The sequence below is a fragment of the Sinomonas sp. B1-1 genome (genome assembly GCF_050474465.1).
Classification (GTDB): Bacteria; Actinomycetota; Actinomycetes; order Actinomycetales; family Micrococcaceae; genus Sinomonas; species Sinomonas flava.
This window is the reverse complement of sequence record NZ_JBCHVF010000009.1, coordinates 44,134-58,624: the sequence shown is the minus strand read 5'-3', so window position 1 is coordinate 58,624 and position 14,491 is coordinate 44,134. Positions and strand designations below refer to the sequence as shown.

Annotated in this window: 13 protein-coding genes; 11 read left to right on the top strand and 2 right to left on the bottom strand. The window is 71.2% G+C overall.

What is annotated here, in order from left to right; genetic code table 11:
• Positions 1-260: 260 nt before the first annotated feature.
• From ACQ5BE_RS13265 to ACQ5BE_RS13245, 5 genes are all read left to right on the top strand, one after another.
• The gene (locus ACQ5BE_RS13265) at positions 261-746 is read left to right on the top strand and encodes a DUF3237 domain-containing protein (protein WP_430297443.1); all 486 of its coding nucleotides are present in this window, start codon (positions 261-263) and stop codon (positions 744-746) included.
• Positions 747-828: 82 nt separating this feature from the next.
• On the top strand, positions 829-2,958 hold the full coding sequence (gene malQ / locus ACQ5BE_RS13260; protein ID WP_430297442.1) for a 4-alpha-glucanotransferase: 2,130 nt from the start codon (positions 829-831) through the stop codon (positions 2,956-2,958).
• 56 nt (positions 2,959-3,014) lie between these two features.
• Positions 3,015-3,377: an ArsR/SmtB family transcription factor gene (locus ACQ5BE_RS13255; RefSeq protein WP_208710619.1), complete on the top strand. Its 363-nt coding sequence runs from the start codon at positions 3,015-3,017 to the stop codon at positions 3,375-3,377.
• Positions 3,374-4,423 (top strand): cation diffusion facilitator family transporter, encoded by a 1,050-nt coding sequence (locus tag ACQ5BE_RS13250; RefSeq protein WP_430297441.1) that lies wholly within the window; start codon positions 3,374-3,376, stop codon positions 4,421-4,423. The genes ACQ5BE_RS13255 and ACQ5BE_RS13250 overlap by 4 nt, the downstream gene beginning before the upstream one ends.
• 128 nt (positions 4,424-4,551) lie before the next feature.
• The gene (locus ACQ5BE_RS13245) at positions 4,552-6,153 is read left to right on the top strand and encodes an MDR family MFS transporter (protein WP_430297440.1); all 1,602 of its coding nucleotides are present in this window, start codon (positions 4,552-4,554) and stop codon (positions 6,151-6,153) included.
• A 9-nt stretch (positions 6,154-6,162) separates the two neighbouring features.
• Here ACQ5BE_RS13245 and ACQ5BE_RS13240 read toward each other — a convergent pair whose 3' ends face one another.
• Positions 6,163-6,381 (bottom strand): hypothetical protein, encoded by a 219-nt coding sequence (locus ACQ5BE_RS13240; protein WP_430297439.1) that lies wholly within the window; start codon positions 6,379-6,381, stop codon positions 6,163-6,165.
• Positions 6,382-6,609: 228 nt separating this feature from the next.
• Between ACQ5BE_RS13240 and cycA the strand changes: the two genes are divergently transcribed.
• Positions 6,610-8,076 (top strand): D-serine/D-alanine/glycine transporter, encoded by a 1,467-nt coding sequence (gene cycA / locus ACQ5BE_RS13235; RefSeq protein WP_430297438.1) that lies wholly within the window; start codon positions 6,610-6,612, stop codon positions 8,074-8,076.
• Between the two features lie 106 nt (positions 8,077-8,182).
• Entirely contained in the window at positions 8,183-8,581 is a 399-nt protein-coding gene (locus ACQ5BE_RS13230) for an excisionase family DNA-binding protein (protein WP_430297437.1), read from the top strand.
• Here ACQ5BE_RS13230 and ACQ5BE_RS13225 read toward each other — a convergent pair.
• On the bottom strand, positions 8,578-9,774 hold the full coding sequence (locus ACQ5BE_RS13225) for a PucR family transcriptional regulator (RefSeq protein ID WP_344300465.1): 1,197 nt from the start codon (positions 9,772-9,774) through the stop codon (positions 8,578-8,580). The genes ACQ5BE_RS13230 and ACQ5BE_RS13225 overlap by 4 nt on opposite strands.
• A 244-nt stretch (positions 9,775-10,018) precedes the next feature.
• Here ACQ5BE_RS13225 and ald point away from each other — a divergent pair, with 244 nt between their 5' ends.
• The 4 genes from ald to ACQ5BE_RS13205 all read left to right on the top strand — a co-directional run bounded on the left by ald (position 10,019) and on the right by ACQ5BE_RS13205 (position 14,470).
• Positions 10,019-11,137, top strand: a complete 1,119-nt coding sequence (gene ald / locus ACQ5BE_RS13220) for an alanine dehydrogenase (protein ID WP_430297436.1) — start codon at positions 10,019-10,021, stop codon at positions 11,135-11,137.
• Positions 11,138-11,327: 190 nt separating this feature from the next.
• Entirely contained in the window at positions 11,328-11,903 is a 576-nt protein-coding gene (locus tag ACQ5BE_RS13215) for an NAD(P)H-dependent oxidoreductase (protein ID WP_344300464.1), read from the top strand.
• A 191-nt stretch (positions 11,904-12,094) separates the two neighbouring features.
• A complete protein-coding gene (locus tag ACQ5BE_RS13210) occupies positions 12,095-13,492 on the top strand; it encodes an MBL fold metallo-hydrolase RNA specificity domain-containing protein (protein WP_430297435.1) in 1,398 nt (465 codons plus the stop codon).
• Positions 13,493-13,762: 270 nt separating this feature from the next.
• On the top strand, positions 13,763-14,470 hold the full coding sequence (locus ACQ5BE_RS13205; protein ID WP_430297434.1) for a hypothetical protein: 708 nt from the start codon (positions 13,763-13,765) through the stop codon (positions 14,468-14,470).
• Positions 14,471-14,491: the final 21 nt, after the last annotated feature.

The following is a 14,491-nucleotide window of genomic DNA, read 5'->3' as shown; positions in this document are numbered from 1 at the left end:
CTGGGGGCGATCGGCGGTAACGGGGCAGGACCGCGTCCATCGCTGGCAGCACCACCAACATACCCCTAGGGGGTATGTTTGGCAACCACGCTGCCGGGAGGCACCCGGCACCGCGTGAAACTGCGCAACTCGCGGCACGCTGAACCCGATAGGGGGCCCGGGAGGCCGCGGATTGTGCAGTTTCCGACGGCTCAGGCGCGGCGGCCAGACCCACAGGGGCAGGAGCCTGCACGGCCCGCCCTCCGAGTACTGTCCTAGCCATGACCCAGGAACTCCAGGCGCCGGAGCCGCAGGCGCCGGCCCTCCAGTACGCAGGGACCCTCTCGGTCCTCATCGCCGAGCCGATCGACGTCGGGCCGACACCCGAGGGGCACCGCCGGATCATCCCGATCACGGGCGGCACCGTCTCGGGCCCGCGGCTCAAGGGACGCGTGCTCCCGGGCGGAGCGGACTTCCAGATCCTGCACACCCCGGAGCTCAGCCAGCTCGATGCCCGCTACGCCCTCGAGCTCGACGACGGCGCGATCGTCTCGGTGGACAACGCCGCCCTCCGGTCAGGCTCCGCCGATGCCCTGGGCCGGATCGCCCGAGGCGAGGCGGTGGACCCGCAGGAGATCTACTTCCGCTGCGCGCCGCGGCTGCGGACCTCCGCACCCCAGTGGGACTGGGTGAACCGCACGCTGTTCGTCGGCACGGGCGAACGCTACCCGGACCGCGTCGTCGTGCACGTCTTCGCCGTGGGATGACGCGCGGCCCGCGCGAAGGCTCGGCGGCGGGTCGCCAGGCCGCGGCGGTTGACCAGCCCCCCGTCCCGCATAGGGTGGAGCCATGGCGGATGCAGAGGGGCTCCTGCGCGAGCTGGCCGGACGGCACAGGGTGGCGACATCGTTCTGGGGATGGGACGGGGCCGAGCATCCTGTCTCAGACGCGACCCTCCGGGCCGTCCTGGGCGCACTGGGGGTACCGGTCGGCTCAACCGACGAGATGCTCGCGGCGCTGGACGACGCCGACCTCGCGCCGTGGCGCCGGCTCCTCCCCCCGGTGGTGGTCACCCGCCAGGGCCACGAGGCCTCCGTCCAGGTCCACGTGCCGCACGGCAGCTCCGTGTCGGTCTGGGTGACCGCTGAGGACGGCACCTCGTACACCGTGCGGCAGGTCGACGACTGGGAGGAGCCACGCACGGTCGACGGCGTGCTGACCGGCCGCGCCGTCTTCCTCCTGCCGTCCGAACTCCCCCTGGGCTGGCACACGCTCCACGCGGAAACGGACGGGCTGACCGCGTCGTCGCCCCTGGTGGTCACGCCGACGCAGCTCTCAACCACCCAGCGGCTGGCCGAGGGGCGCCGCTGGGGCCTCATGGCGCAGCTGTACTCGGTCAGGTCGCGCCGCTCCTGGGGCATCGGCGACTTCGGGGACCTCGCCGACCTCGCCGCGGTCGCGGGCGCGGAGGGGGCAGGCTTCGTCCTCGTGAACCCGCTCCACGCCGCCGAGCCGGAACCCCCGATCCAGGATTCCCCGTACCTCCCGACGACCCGCCGCTTCGTCAATCCGCTCTACCTCCGGATCGAGGACATCCCGGAGTACGGCTACCTCAATCCGGAGGACCGGGCCCACGTCGAAGAGCTCCAGCGCGAGCGGGCGGCCGCCAATTCCTCCTCGGCGCTCCTCGACCGCGACGCCACGTTCGCGGCGAAGCTCGCGGCGCTCGAGCTCGTGTGGCACGTCCCGCGCAGCCCTGCCCGCGAGCAGGCCTACCGCCGGTTCCGCGACGGTGCCGGTCCAGGCCTGGACGACTTCGCGCTCTGGAGCGCCCTCGCCGCCGCACCCCAGGCCGATGACGCCGCGCCGAGCTGGCCGGCGCCCGCGAGCGCGGAGGCCGGCCGCCTCAAGGAGCAGCTCGCGGACCGGGTGGACTTCTACCGCTGGCTCCAGTGGCTCTGCGACGAGCAGCTCGAGGCAGCCCAGCGGACGGCGCAGGACTGCGGCATGGACCTCGGGCTCATCCACGACCTCGCCGTGGGCGTGCGCCCGGACGGCGCCGACGCCTGGACCCTGTCCGGGACGCTCGCAGAGGGCGTCTCGGTGGGGGCGCCGCCGGACGTGTTCAACCAGCAGGGCCAGGACTGGAGCCAGCCCCCGTGGCATCCGGGGCGCCTCGCCGAGTCGGGCTATGCGCCGTACCGCGACATGCTCCGCACGATCCTCCGCCACGCGGGCGGGATCCGCGTGGACCACATCCTCGGGCTCTTCCGCCTGTGGTGGATCCCCGGGGGCGGCTCCCCCGGCGAGGGCACGTACGTCTACTACGACCACGAGGCCCTCGTCGGCATCCTCGCGCTCGAGGCCCAGCGGGCGGGCGCAGTCGTGATCGGCGAGGACCTGGGCGTCTTCGAGCCGTGGGTGCGCGACTACCTCGCCGAGCGGGGCATCTTCGGCACCTCGATCCTGTGGTTCGAGAACGACGCCGAGGGACGCCCCCTCGAGCCCGAGCGGTACAGGCAGCAGTGCCTGACGAGCGTCAACACCCATGACCTCCCGCCCACGGCCGGCTACCTCGCGGGCGAGCATGTGCGCCTGCGCGAGTCGCTCGGCCTGCTCGAGCGGCCCCTGGAGGAGGAGCTCGCGGCGGCGGCCAGCGAGCTCGAGGGCATGATGGGGCTCCTGCGCGAGCGGGGCCTCCTGCCGGAGGCCGGCAGCAGCGCGGCCGACGAGCAGCGGACCATCGAGGCGCTCTACACGCTCACCACCCTGACGCCGTCGGCCCTCCTCGGCGTCGCGCTTGTGGACGCCGTCGGCGACCGGCGCACCCAGAACCAGCCCGGCACCCACCTCGAGCACCCGAACTGGCGGATCCCCCTCACAGGCCACGACGGCGAGGCCGTCCTCATCGAGGACCTCGCCGCGAACCCGCGCTTCGCATCCCTCGTGTCGACGATCCGGGGTGCCCTCGGCTCCTGACCCTGCATGCGCCCGCGAGGTGGAGGCTCGCGCCGCCGCCGTGGGATAATCTGCGCATGAATGCAGATAAGAAGATGTGCGGATTGGACGTGGACAGCGGCTACGTCGAGCTCGCCGTCGAGGTCTTCTCGATGCTCGCCGACGCGACGCGCATCCGCATCATCCTCGCCCTGCGCGAGGGCGAGCACAGCGTCAACGACCTCGCCGAGGCCGTCGGCAAGTCCCCCGCCGCCGTCTCACAGCACCTCGCCAAGATGCGCCTCGCCCGGATCGTCGCCACGCGCCAGATGGGTACCCGCGTCTTCTACCGCCTCGAGAACGAGCACGCGAGCAAGCTCGTCACCGACGCGATCTTCCAGGCCGAGCACGCCCTCGAGGCCAACCCCCGCCACCACCACGGAGAGAAGGCCGGCGCATGAGCGCGCAGCACGAGCACACCCACGCCCACACGCACGACGACGGGCATCACCACGCGCACGACGGCCATCACCACGGGCATGACCACGACCATGGCCACGACCATGACCACGGCCACGGCGTCCTGGGTGCGCTCAAGGAGTTCTTCGTCCCGCACACCCACGACTCGTCCGACTCGATCGACGATGCGCTCGAGGCCAGCACCGAGGGCGTGCGGGCGCTCAAGATCAGCCTCGTCGCGCTGCTGGCCACGACCGTGCTGCAGTTCGCCGTCGTCCTCGTCAGCGGATCCGTGGCCCTGCTCGCCGATACGGTCCACAACTTCTCGGACGCGCTGACGGCGCTGCCCCTCTGGGTGGCGTTCCTCCTGGCCCGCCGTCCGGCGACCAGCAGGTACACCTACGGGCTGGGGAAGGCCGAGGACCTCGCGGGCCTGTTCATCATCGCGGTCGTCGCGCTCTCCGCGATCGTCGCGGCGTGGCAGTCCGTCGACCGCATCCTCCACCCCCAGCCGCTGACGAACCTGTGGTGGGTGATGGCGGCCGGCGTGATCGGCTTCGCGGGCAACGAGGCCGTGGCCATGTACCGGATCAGCGTCGGGCGTCGCATCGGCTCGGCGGCCCTCGTGGCGGACGGCGTGCACGCCCGCACGGATGGGTTCACCTCGCTCGCCGTCGTGCTCGGCGCGGCAGGCGTCATGCTGGGCTTCCCGCTTGCCGACCCGATCGTGGGCCTGGCCATCAGCGTCGCGATCTTCGTGCTGCTGTGGGGCACCGTCAAGAGCCTCGGGCGGCGGCTGCTCGACGGGGTCGAGCCCGCTCTGGTGCACCGCGCCGAGCACGCGCTCGGGCACACGCCCGGCGTCCTCGCCGTCGACCGCGTGCAGCTGCGGTGGATCGGCCATCGGCTCCACGGCTCGGCCCTGGTACGGGTGGCCGCGGCGACCACGGTGGCGAGTGCCGACGTCGTGCGCCGCGACGCCGCCGAGCGCCTGGGCCGGGCGCTGCCGAACGTCGAGGAGATCACGGTGACCACGACGGCGCGCTGAGGGCAGTGACTCGGGGGGTGCGGCGCAGATACGCTGGTGGTCTCCAGATCCTTTCGGGAGGCCCCGTGTCCTCTAGCCCACCCCCTCCCGAGGCCCCTTCAGTGTCGCCGGGCCAGGTGCGCGGTGTCATGACGGGCCTCATGCTCGGCATGTTCCTCGCCTCGCTCGACCAGACGATCGTGGCGACGTCGATCTACACCGTGGCCAACGACCTCGACGGGCTGAGCCTGCAGGCGTGGGCCACGACCGCGTACCTCATCACCTCGACGGTGAGCACCCCGCTGTACGGCAAGCTCTCGGACATCTTCGGACGGCGGCCGCTCTACCTGGTCGCCATCGCGGTCTTCCTGGCCGGCTCCCTGTACGCCGGCTCGGTGCACTCGATGGCGGAACTCGCCGTCGCCCGGGGAATCCAGGGCCTCGGCGCGGGCGGCCTCATGGCCTTGGCGCTGGCAATCATCGGGGACATCGTCCCGCTGGCTGACCGCGCGAAGTTCCAGGGCTACTTCATGTCAGTGTTCGGGGTCTCCTCCGTGCTCGGCCCCGTGATCGGAGGAGCCTTCGCGGGGGCGGACCAGATCCTGTGGATCACCGGCTGGCGGTGGGTGTTCTTCGTGAACGTCCCGGTGGGCCTCGCCGCCCTCGTCACCGTCTTCCTCTTCCTCCACCTGCCGGCCCGCTCCGAGCGCCAGCGCATCGACTACGTCGGGGCCGCGACGATCACCGCGGGCCTCGTGCCCCTGCTCCTCGTCGCCGAGCAGGGCAGGGGCTGGGGGTGGACCTCCGCCCCCTCACTCGCGTGCTACGGCATCGGCGCCGCGGGGCTCGCCCTGTTCGTCCTCGTCGAGAGGCGCGCGGGCGATTACGCCCTCATCCCGCTGCGCCTGTTCTCGAGCCGCCAGTTCACGCTCTCGGCGCTGCTGAACTTCCTCATCGGCGTCGGCATGTTCGGCGCCATCGCGATGCTGCCGATGTACCTCCAGCTGGTCCAGGGCCTCACGCCCACACAGGCCGGGCTGCTCATGATCACGTTCACGCTCGGGATCATGTCGGCCTCGATCATCGCCGGACGGACGATCTCCGCCACCGGCATCTTCAAGGTCTTCCCCATGGTCGGCGCCCTCCTGCTCACGGGCGCCTCCGCGACCATGGGCATCGTGCTCACCGTCGACTCCCCGCTGTGGGTGCCGGCTGCCGTCGCGGTGTTCTTCGGCATGGGGCTGGGCTGCTGCATGCAGCCCCTCGTCCTCGCCATGCAGACGGCCGTGCCGCTGAAGGACATGGGCGTGGGAACCTCGACGGCGGCCTTCTTCCGCTCGATGGGCGGGGCCGTGGGGACGGCGGTCTTCATCTCGATGCTCTTCAGCCTCGCCGCGGACAAGGTCGGCGACGCGCTCAAGGCTGCGGCCTCCCGCCCCGAGTTCACCCAAGCGCTCCGCGACCCGTCCGTGCGCGCGGACCCGGCCAACCGCCAGCTCTTCGACCTCTTCCAGGGAGCCTCGGGCGGCCTGAGCACCGACAGCCTCAATGACACGAGCTGGCTCCGGAACGCGGACGCCGTGCTCACCCACCCGGTCAAGGACGGCTTCTCCCAGGCGGTCGACGGCGTGATGCTCACCGCCGGCGCGCTCATGGTCGTCGCGTTCCTGGTCACCCTCGCGCTGCCGAACGTCAGGCTGCAGGATCCGAAGGCCGCCATGAGGCGGGCGCCCGCGGAACCTGCGGAATAGGGAGCGCCGTCAGGCCAGGCGCTGCTGCGTGACGCCGAAGGGGACACTCTCGTCGAGCGCGACGGTGAACTCCCCGGCGGCCTCGCGCGTGACGAGGATGCCGCAGCACGGGTTTGCCGCGGCGCGCTCCTGGAGCGTGCCGATCGCACTGCCCAGCGCCGAGTCGAGCTCGTTCGCCGAGTCGACGACGACCCTGAGCGCGTGGTGCTGGTGGCTTCCGTAGGACATGGTGGCTCCTCAGTACTTCCGTATCTGCCCGAAAACGCTACCGGCCGAGGATTTGTCAGACAAATGCACGAAAGCATGGGCGCGCCGCGCGATGCGACATCTGTCGCACGTTCGATGTGACGATCAAGACACTCTGTATGGTCAAGAGCACACCGTGGTGGCTGTACGCTGGAATGGCCCTGTTAGGGGCATCACATTGATGGCAAACACTGCGAAGGCTTGCGCACTATGACTACGCCTAACGTCCCGGGGGCCCCGACCGGCTCAACGTCGAGCCACGCCGACGAGCCCCACCTCTCACGCGGACTGTCCAACCGCCACATCCAGCTGCTCGCGATCGGCGGTGCCATCGGCACCGGCCTGTTCATGGGTTCCGGCAAGACCATCTCGGTGGCCGGCCCCTCGGTGATCTTCGTCTACATGATCATCGGCTTCATGCTCTTCTTCGTCATGCGGGCTATGGGCGAGCTCCTCCTGAGCAACCTCAACTACAAGTCGTTCTCCGACTTCGCGGGCGACCTGCTCGGCCCTTGGGCCAGCTTCTTCACCGGCTGGACCTACTGGTTCTGCTGGGTGGTCACCGGTGTCGCCGACGTCGTCGCGATCGCCGGCTACGCGAACGAGCTGTGGCCCGGCATCCCGCTGTGGATCCCCGGCATCGCCACGATCCTCATCCTCCTCGCCCTCAACCTCCCCACCGTCAAGGCGTTCGGCGAGGTCGAGTTCTGGTTCGCCCTCATCAAGATCGTCGCGATCGTCGCGCTCATCGTCACGGGCCTCTACATGATCTTCACGGGTTTCTCCTCGAGCGCCGGCACGGCCTCGTTCACGAACCTGTGGCAGCACGGCGGCTTCTTCCCCAAGGAGTTCATGGGCTTCGTCGCCGGCTTCCAGATCGCCGTCTTCGCCTTCGTCGGCATCGAGCTCGTCGGCACGGCCGCCGCCGAGACCAAGAACCCGGAGCGCAACCTCCCCCGCGCCATCAACGCGATCCCTGTCCGCGTGGGCCTCTTCTACGTCGGCGCGCTCGTGATCCTCATGTCGGTCACGCCCTGGATGGAGTTCAAGGCCGGCCACTCGCCGTTCATCGGGATGTTCTCCCTGGCGGGCCTCGGCGCCGCCGCGACCCTCGTCAACCTCGTGGTCCTCACCTCGGCCATGTCCAGCGCCAACTCGGGCATCTACTCGACCTCGCGCATGGTGTTCGGCCTCGCGATGGAGGGCGACGCGCCGTCGGTCTTCGGCAAGCTCTCCTCCCGCAAGGTGCCCCAGAACGCGCTGTTCCTCTCGTGCGTGCTGCTGCTCTCCGGCGTCGTGCTCCTCTACGCGGGCAAGAGCATCGGCGAGGCGTTCGACATGGTGACCACCGTCTCCGCGGTCTGCTTCATGTTCGTGTGGTCGATGATCCTCGTGAGCTACCTCGTCTTCCTCAAGCGCCGCCCCGAGCTCCACGCGGCGTCGAAGTACAAGATGCCCGGTGGCCGCGTCATGGTCTGGGCCGTGTTCGCCTTCTTCGCCTTCCTCGTCTGGGCCCTGACCACCCAGCCGGACACGCTCACCGCGCTGCTCGTGACTCCGGTCTGGTTCATCGTCCTCGGCATCGCGTGGCAGTTCGTGAAGAAGTCCCCGGTCCACCAGGCACGCATCGCGAACCACGCGGAGACCCTGCACGAGGAGGCCAAGGTCAACGCCTGACCTTCCTTCCTCACGCACCGACGACGGCGGGTGCGCGGCTCACACGGGCCGCGCACCCGCCGTCGTGCGTCTGCGCGGCGCACGGGCCGCCGCTACGCTTGGGCGCATGAGCCGATTCGCCCCGCGCACCACACCGGCCCTCGAGCCCGACGACGCAGCCCGCCTGGCGGAGGCGCTCGAGGCGAAGGACGTGGCGGTGTTCGTGGACGGGACCGCGCACCGGCTGACGGGCGCCGCCGACGAGGCCGTCCGCGACCTCCTGGCCCGGCTCGCCCGCGGGGAGGCCGTGACCGTCACCAGCGCCGACGACGTCCTGACGGTGGCGCAGGCGGCCGAGCTGGCCGGGATCAGCCACTCGTACGTGCGCAAGCTGACGACCAACGGCACCTGGCCGGTCGAGTACCGCGGCACGCACCGGCGGATCAAGCGCGAGGACGTGCTCGCGTGGGTGGCGGCCCAGAAGACGTCGCAGGGACGTGACTCCTCGCGGGCGGGGGACGGCTAGAGGCGGGGGCGGGCGGCCCAGCGGCGGGCCTTGAGCGCGAGGTGCAGCTCCTGGCGCACCCGGCCGGAGAGCGGCTCGGCCCGGATGATCTTCCGCACCCGTGCGAGCCGGTGGTACACCGTGGAGCGGTGGACGTGCAGCTTGTCCGCGACCGCCTGGACGGCGCCATCGCTGTCGTAGAGCATCTCGAGCACGGGCAGGAGCTCGTCGTTGCGGTCCTCGGCCTCGAGGAGCGAGAAGTAGATGCTCGTCGGCTCGGCCGCGAGGGCCCCCATGAGCTGGTAGGCGCCCACGCTGCGCGCGTCCACGAGCTCGCCCAGCACTGGGTCCACGGCCGCGGCCTGGACGGCCGTCTTGGCCTGGGCGTACGCCTCGCCGAGCTCGCGCAGGGACGAGAACGGCTCGCTGATACCCACGAGCACGCGGCCCGCCGGGCGGCCCGAGCGCTTGGCGAGCTCGCGCTCGTAGTGGGTGAGGACGGCCGCGTGGCTCGCCCGCGCGGTGGTGGCCGCGAAGAGCACGACGGCGTGCGTCTCGGTCCCGACGCTGAAGAGCGCCGGGTCGATTCCCGCGGTCGCCTGCAGGGCCGCGGTGCTCGTCGCGACCACAGCGGCCTGCGGGTCCGACGGGGTGACGCCCTCGGGGTCGACCAGCACCACGACCTGCCAGGGGGCGTGGCCGTGGACCTCCCGCCACCCGGAAATGGCGGCGAGCGCGGACTTGTCCCCGGCAGCCGCGGCGAGGAACTCGGTCTCGCGTCGGCGCCGGTGCTCCGACTCGGCCGTGTTCGACTCCAGGAGCAGGCCTGCGATGAGCTCGATCTCGAGGCGCACCGCGGGCAGTGCCGCGAGGATCCCGCCGGAGCCTTCCTCCCCCGCGTTCTGCTGCACCCAGAGGTAGCCGACCCTGAAGCCGCGCACGAGCAGCGGGACGCACACGCGCCCGTACATGCCGAGGTCCGGGTTCGCGGGAACGGTGACGGGCCGGACGGCGGTCGCGACGCCGTGGGACAGCTGCCACGCCTGCACGTCGGCCGGCAGGCGCTTGGAGAGGAGGAAGTTCACGCGCGCCGGGTCGGCCTGGGACTGGTTGGACGAGTAGGCGATGAGCAGCCCGTCGAGGTCCTCGACGCTCAGCCCCCGCCCGAGCTTGGCCGCCGCCGCTTCCACCAGATCCTCGACGCCATGACGCATGGACTCCAGCATATCCTCCTCGCGACCACATGCGGGGACAGTTGCCGCCCTGAGCCACGACAAATGTCGGACCGCAATCCGTGAAAAGCCCGGAATTCCGGGGCCGCAGACGGGCGCATGGTGGTATACCTGTTAGCTGTCTCACAAACGGGCCTACGCTGGAAGCACCGAAGAACGGCCCCGGACGGGGCTTACCGGCCCCCTCGAACACAGCCGGCCCCCTCGAACACAGACGGAGACACAAGTGATCATCGGAGTCCCCAAGGAGATCAAGAACAACGAGTTCCGCGTGGCCATCACGGCCGCGGGAGTGCACGAGTTCGTGTCCCACGGACACACGGTCCTCGTCGAGCGCGGCGCCGGCGTCGGCTCCGGCATCACCGATGACGAGTACATGGTGGCCGGCGCCGAGCTCGTCACCGACGCCGCCGACGTGTGGGCGCGGGCCGGCATGGTCATGAAGGTCAAGGAGCCGATCGCCTCCGAGTACCGCTACTTCCGCAAGGGCCTGATCCTCTTCACCTACCTCCACCTCGCAGCCGAGCCGGATCTCACCCGTGCCCTGCTCGACTCCGGCGTCACTGCGATCGCCTACGAGACGGTCCAGGACGGCCGGAAGCTTCCGCTCCTCGCGCCGATGTCCGAGGTCGCCGGGCGCCTCTCGGTCCAGGTGGGCGCGCAGGCCCTCCTCGCACCGAACGGCGGCAAGGGCGTGCTCCTGGGCGGCGTCCCCGGTGTCCGCCCAGCCAAGGTCGTAGTGCTCGGCGCCGGCATGGCAGGGACCAACGCCGCCGTCGTCGCCATGGGCCTCGGTGCGGACGTCACGATCCTTGACATCAACATCGGCCGCCTCACCGAGCTGGACGCCCTCTACGGCGGCCGCCTCAAGACGGTCGCGTCGAACAAGTACGAGATCGAGAAGTCCCTCGTCGAGGCGGATCTCGTGATCGGCTCGGTCCTGATCCCTGGCGCGAAGGCGCCGAAGCTGGTGACCAACGAGCTGGTGGCCCGGATGAAGCCCGGCAGCGTGCTCGTGGACATCGCGATCGACCAGGGCGGCTGCTTCGAGGACTCCCACCCGACCACCCACCAGGACCCGACCTTCCAGGTCCACAACACGACGTTCTACTGCGTTGCCAACATGCCCGGCGCGGTTCCGAACACCTCCACCTACGCGCTCACGAACGTGACCCTGCGCTACGGCGTCCTGCTCGCGGACCTCGGCGTCAAGGGAGCCTTCGAGAAGGATGCGGCGCTCGCCTCCGGCCTCAACGTGGCCGCCGGCCAGGTCACGCACCGCTCGGTCTCCGAGGCCCACGGCCTCCCGCTCGCGCAGGACTGGCACGCGCTCGTGGCCGCCTGACCGCGCCGACCCAACGCCAGAGGCCCCGCAACCGGTGTTGCGGGGCCTCTGGCATGCTGCCGGGACACCGCGCGGGACGCCATGTGACCAAGCCCACGCCGCAGATCGGAACAGGGCACCCGCCTCATTGGTTGACGCATCACAGAAGTCGCCGCGCACCGCGGGGACGCCGTCTACCAGAGGAGAAACCTTGGCCGAGAACACGATCCTGACCCTCGTCGGCAGCCTGCGCGCCGAGTCCGTCAACAGCAAGTTCGCCGAGGTGGCCACCGCGGCCGCTCCCGAGGGCACCGAGGTCACCACCTTCGCCGGCCTCGAGGAGATCCCGTTCTACAACGAGGACCTCGACGTCGAGGGCAAGGTCCCGGCCAAGGCCGCCGAGCTGCGCGCCGCCGTCGCGGCCGCGGACGGCCTCCTGTTCGTCACCCCGGAGTACAACGGCACCATGCCGGCGGTCCTGAACAACGCGATCGACTGGATCTCCCGTCCGTTCGGCGCCTCCTCCGCGACCGGCACCAAGGCCGCGGTCATCGGGACCTCCGCCGGCCAGTACGGCGGCGTGTGGGCGCACGACGACGTCCGCAAGTCCCTCAAGATCGCCGGCGCAGAGGTCCTCGAGGACGTCACGCTGGCCGTCGGCGCCTCCTACTCGCGCTTCGCCGAGGTGGAGCCGAAGGACGACGCCGAGGTCGTCGAGGGCATCAAGAACGTCCTCGCCTCCCTCGCGGCCCCCGCCGCCGTGCTCGAGGCAGCCTCCGCCAACTGACTCTGAAGGTCACCTCCTGAAGGTCACCTCCTGAAGGTCAGGTCCTGAAGGTCACCTCCTGAAGGTCACCTCCTGAAGGTCACCTCATGTGACCCCCAGGACCTGACCTTTAGACGTCGGTGGGGGCGTGGGGCGGCGTCGGGGCCGAAAGGCCGTGGCCGCCACGCTCCCCTCGCCCTACGCTGGGCGCCATGACGCACGACGGCGGCACTCACCTGAGCTTCTGGGGAGCCACGGACACGGTCACCGGGTCCCGGTACCTCCTCGAGCACGACGGCCAGCGGATCCTCGTGGACTGCGGCCTCTTCCAGGGCTACAAGAAGCTCCGCGAGCGCAACCGCGCCCCGCTGCCGCTTCCGCCGTCGTCGATCGACGCCGTCGTGCTCACCCACGCGCACCTCGACCACAGCGGCTATGTGCCGGCTCTCGTGCGGGACGGCTTCCGCGGGCCGGTCTACGCGACACCGGGCACTGCGGAGCTCTGCACGCTCCTCCTCCCGGACAGCGGGCACCTGCTGGAGGAGGAGGCGGAGACGGCGCGCCTGCGCGGGTCCTCGCGGCACCATCCCCCGCGCCCCCTCTACACCGCCGCCGACGCCGTCGAGGCCCTGCGCAGCTTCCGGCCGCACCCGTTCCGCGAGCCACTGGAGATCGGCGACAGGATCAGCGTGCGCTTCGTCCCCGCGGGGCACATTCTCGGCGCCTCGCAGGTCCGCGTCACCCTCGGCGCCGGCGGGAGCGAGCTCACCGTGCACTTCACGGGGGACCTCGGCCGCCGCGACGACCCGCTCATGAATCCGCCGGAGCCGCTCGAGCCCGCGCAGGTCCTCGTCGCGGAATCGACCTACGGAGACCGGGCGCACCCCGCCGAGAGCGCGGAGGACGCGCTCGGCGACGTGGTGCGGCGGGTCGCGAAGCGGGGCGGCGTCGTCGTGATCGCTGCGTTCGCCGTGGGTCGGGCCGAGACGCTCATGCTCCACCTCGCCCGGCTGCGCCGGAAGGGGAAGATCCCGGACATCCCCGTCTACCTCAACAGCCCCATGGCCGTGGACGCGAGCGAGATGTACCGGGACCACCGCGACGAGCACCGGATCGACGAGCGCGAGTTCCGCGAGATGTACAACCTGCCGACCATGGTCCGCGAGCCGGACGACTCGAAGCTCCTCAACCTCCGGGGAGGTCCCATGGTGATCATCTCGGCGTCGGGCATGCTCACGGGCGGCCGCGTCCTGCACCATGTGGAGGCGTACGGCGGCGAGGCGAAGAATGCCATCGTGCTCAGCGGGTACCAGGCCGGCGGCACGCGCGGCGCCTCCCTCCTGGACGGCGCCGCCTCGCTGCGGATCTACGGCCGCGACGTTCCGATCCGCGCGGAGGTGGTGAGCCTCGAGAACCTCTCGGCGCATGCCGACGCAGACGAGATCCTGCGCTGGATGGGCGCCTGTTCCGCCGCGCCCCGGATGGTGTACGTGACGCACGGGGAGCCGGAGGCCTCGGATGCGCTGCGCCGCCGGATCCAGCACGAGCTGGGCTGGCGCGCCCGGGTGCCGGAGCACCTCGAGCAGGTCGACCTCGCCGATCCGCGGTGAGCCGACCGGCAGGGTGAGCCCGCCGACCCGGTAACCCCGTCTGCTCGGTGGACCCCTCTGCCGCCGAAACAGGCCTATCCGGGGCGCCGTGCCCCAGCCGTGACACCTCCGCCCCCACGCCCGTGCGTCCGTTGCCGCCCCGTGCCCCAACCGCTGCCGAAGCGTGAGCCCGCAGGCATTCATCCGCCCCGGTCCGCGGGCCTACGGTGGTCTCACCCGGCGGCGGGTGCCCTCCCCCGCCGGGGCCAGCCCGTGACGAAGGGGGCTCCCATGGGGAACCGGCGGCCCGCGCTCGCCCTTCTCAGCCTGCTCGCCGCGCTCCCGCTCTCCGGCTGCTTCCCGCAGACAGGCCCCGCGCCGTCGGCGCCCCCGTCCTCGTACCCGGCGTCCTCCGCGCCTGCGCCGTCCGCGCCGAGTCCCTCCCCCGCCTCCGCACCCGGCTCCCCGACGCCCACCGCGGGCGCGACGCCGGCCAGCGCGCCGCCGTCGTCCTCGCGGGGCACGCCGTCGCCGACCGCCGCGGGCACGACGCCGGCCACCGCCCCTCCCGCCGGCACCGCACCGGCCGCGGAGCTGCCCGAGAGGGTCGCGGCCCTGACCATCTACTACGTGGCGGTGGGCGACGGCGGGGTGGCGGGTCCCGCGATCGGGTGCGGCGACAGCCTGGTCGCCACCTCCACAGCCCCCGAGCGCTTCCGCGACCAGGTGGCGCCGAGCATGCGGAGGCTCCTGGCCGACCACCGGGCGATGCTGGGGCAGTCAGGGCTGTACAACGCGCTGTACCAGTCGGACCTGACGTACGAGGGCGCCGCGTACGACGGCCGCACGATCACGGTCTACCTGTCCGGCACGTTCACCCTCGCCGGCGCTGCGACGTCCCGCGCGTCACGGCGCAACTGGAGCGCACCGCCATCACCGCGGCTGGGGCGGCCCAGGCGAACATCCTCGTCAACGGCCGTCCGCTCGCCGCGGTCCTGAGCCTCAAGTAGGCCTCGCGAC

Coding starts and splice junctions, on each gene's coding strand:
- ACQ5BE_RS13265 (WP_430297443.1), top strand. CDS start 261: ATGACCCAGGAACTCCAGGCGCCGGAGCCGCAGGCGCCGGCCCTCCAG.
- malQ (WP_430297442.1), top strand. CDS start 829: ATGGCGGATGCAGAGGGGCTCCTGCGCGAGCTGGCCGGACGGCACAGG.
- ACQ5BE_RS13255 (WP_208710619.1), top strand. CDS start 3,015: ATGAATGCAGATAAGAAGATGTGCGGATTGGACGTGGACAGCGGCTAC.
- ACQ5BE_RS13250 (WP_430297441.1), top strand. CDS start 3,374: ATGAGCGCGCAGCACGAGCACACCCACGCCCACACGCACGACGACGGG.
- ACQ5BE_RS13245 (WP_430297440.1), top strand. CDS start 4,552: ATGACGGGCCTCATGCTCGGCATGTTCCTCGCCTCGCTCGACCAGACG.
- ACQ5BE_RS13240 (WP_430297439.1), bottom strand. CDS start 6,381: ATGTCCTACGGAAGCCACCAGCACCACGCGCTCAGGGTCGTCGTCGAC.
- cycA (WP_430297438.1), top strand. CDS start 6,610: ATGACTACGCCTAACGTCCCGGGGGCCCCGACCGGCTCAACGTCGAGC.
- ACQ5BE_RS13230 (WP_430297437.1), top strand. CDS start 8,183: ATGAGCCGATTCGCCCCGCGCACCACACCGGCCCTCGAGCCCGACGAC.
- ACQ5BE_RS13225 (WP_344300465.1), bottom strand. CDS start 9,774: ATGCGTCATGGCGTCGAGGATCTGGTGGAAGCGGCGGCGGCCAAGCTC.
- ACQ5BE_RS13210 (WP_430297435.1), top strand. CDS start 12,095: ATGACGCACGACGGCGGCACTCACCTGAGCTTCTGGGGAGCCACGGAC.
- ACQ5BE_RS13205 (WP_430297434.1), top strand. CDS start 13,763: ATGGGGAACCGGCGGCCCGCGCTCGCCCTTCTCAGCCTGCTCGCCGCG.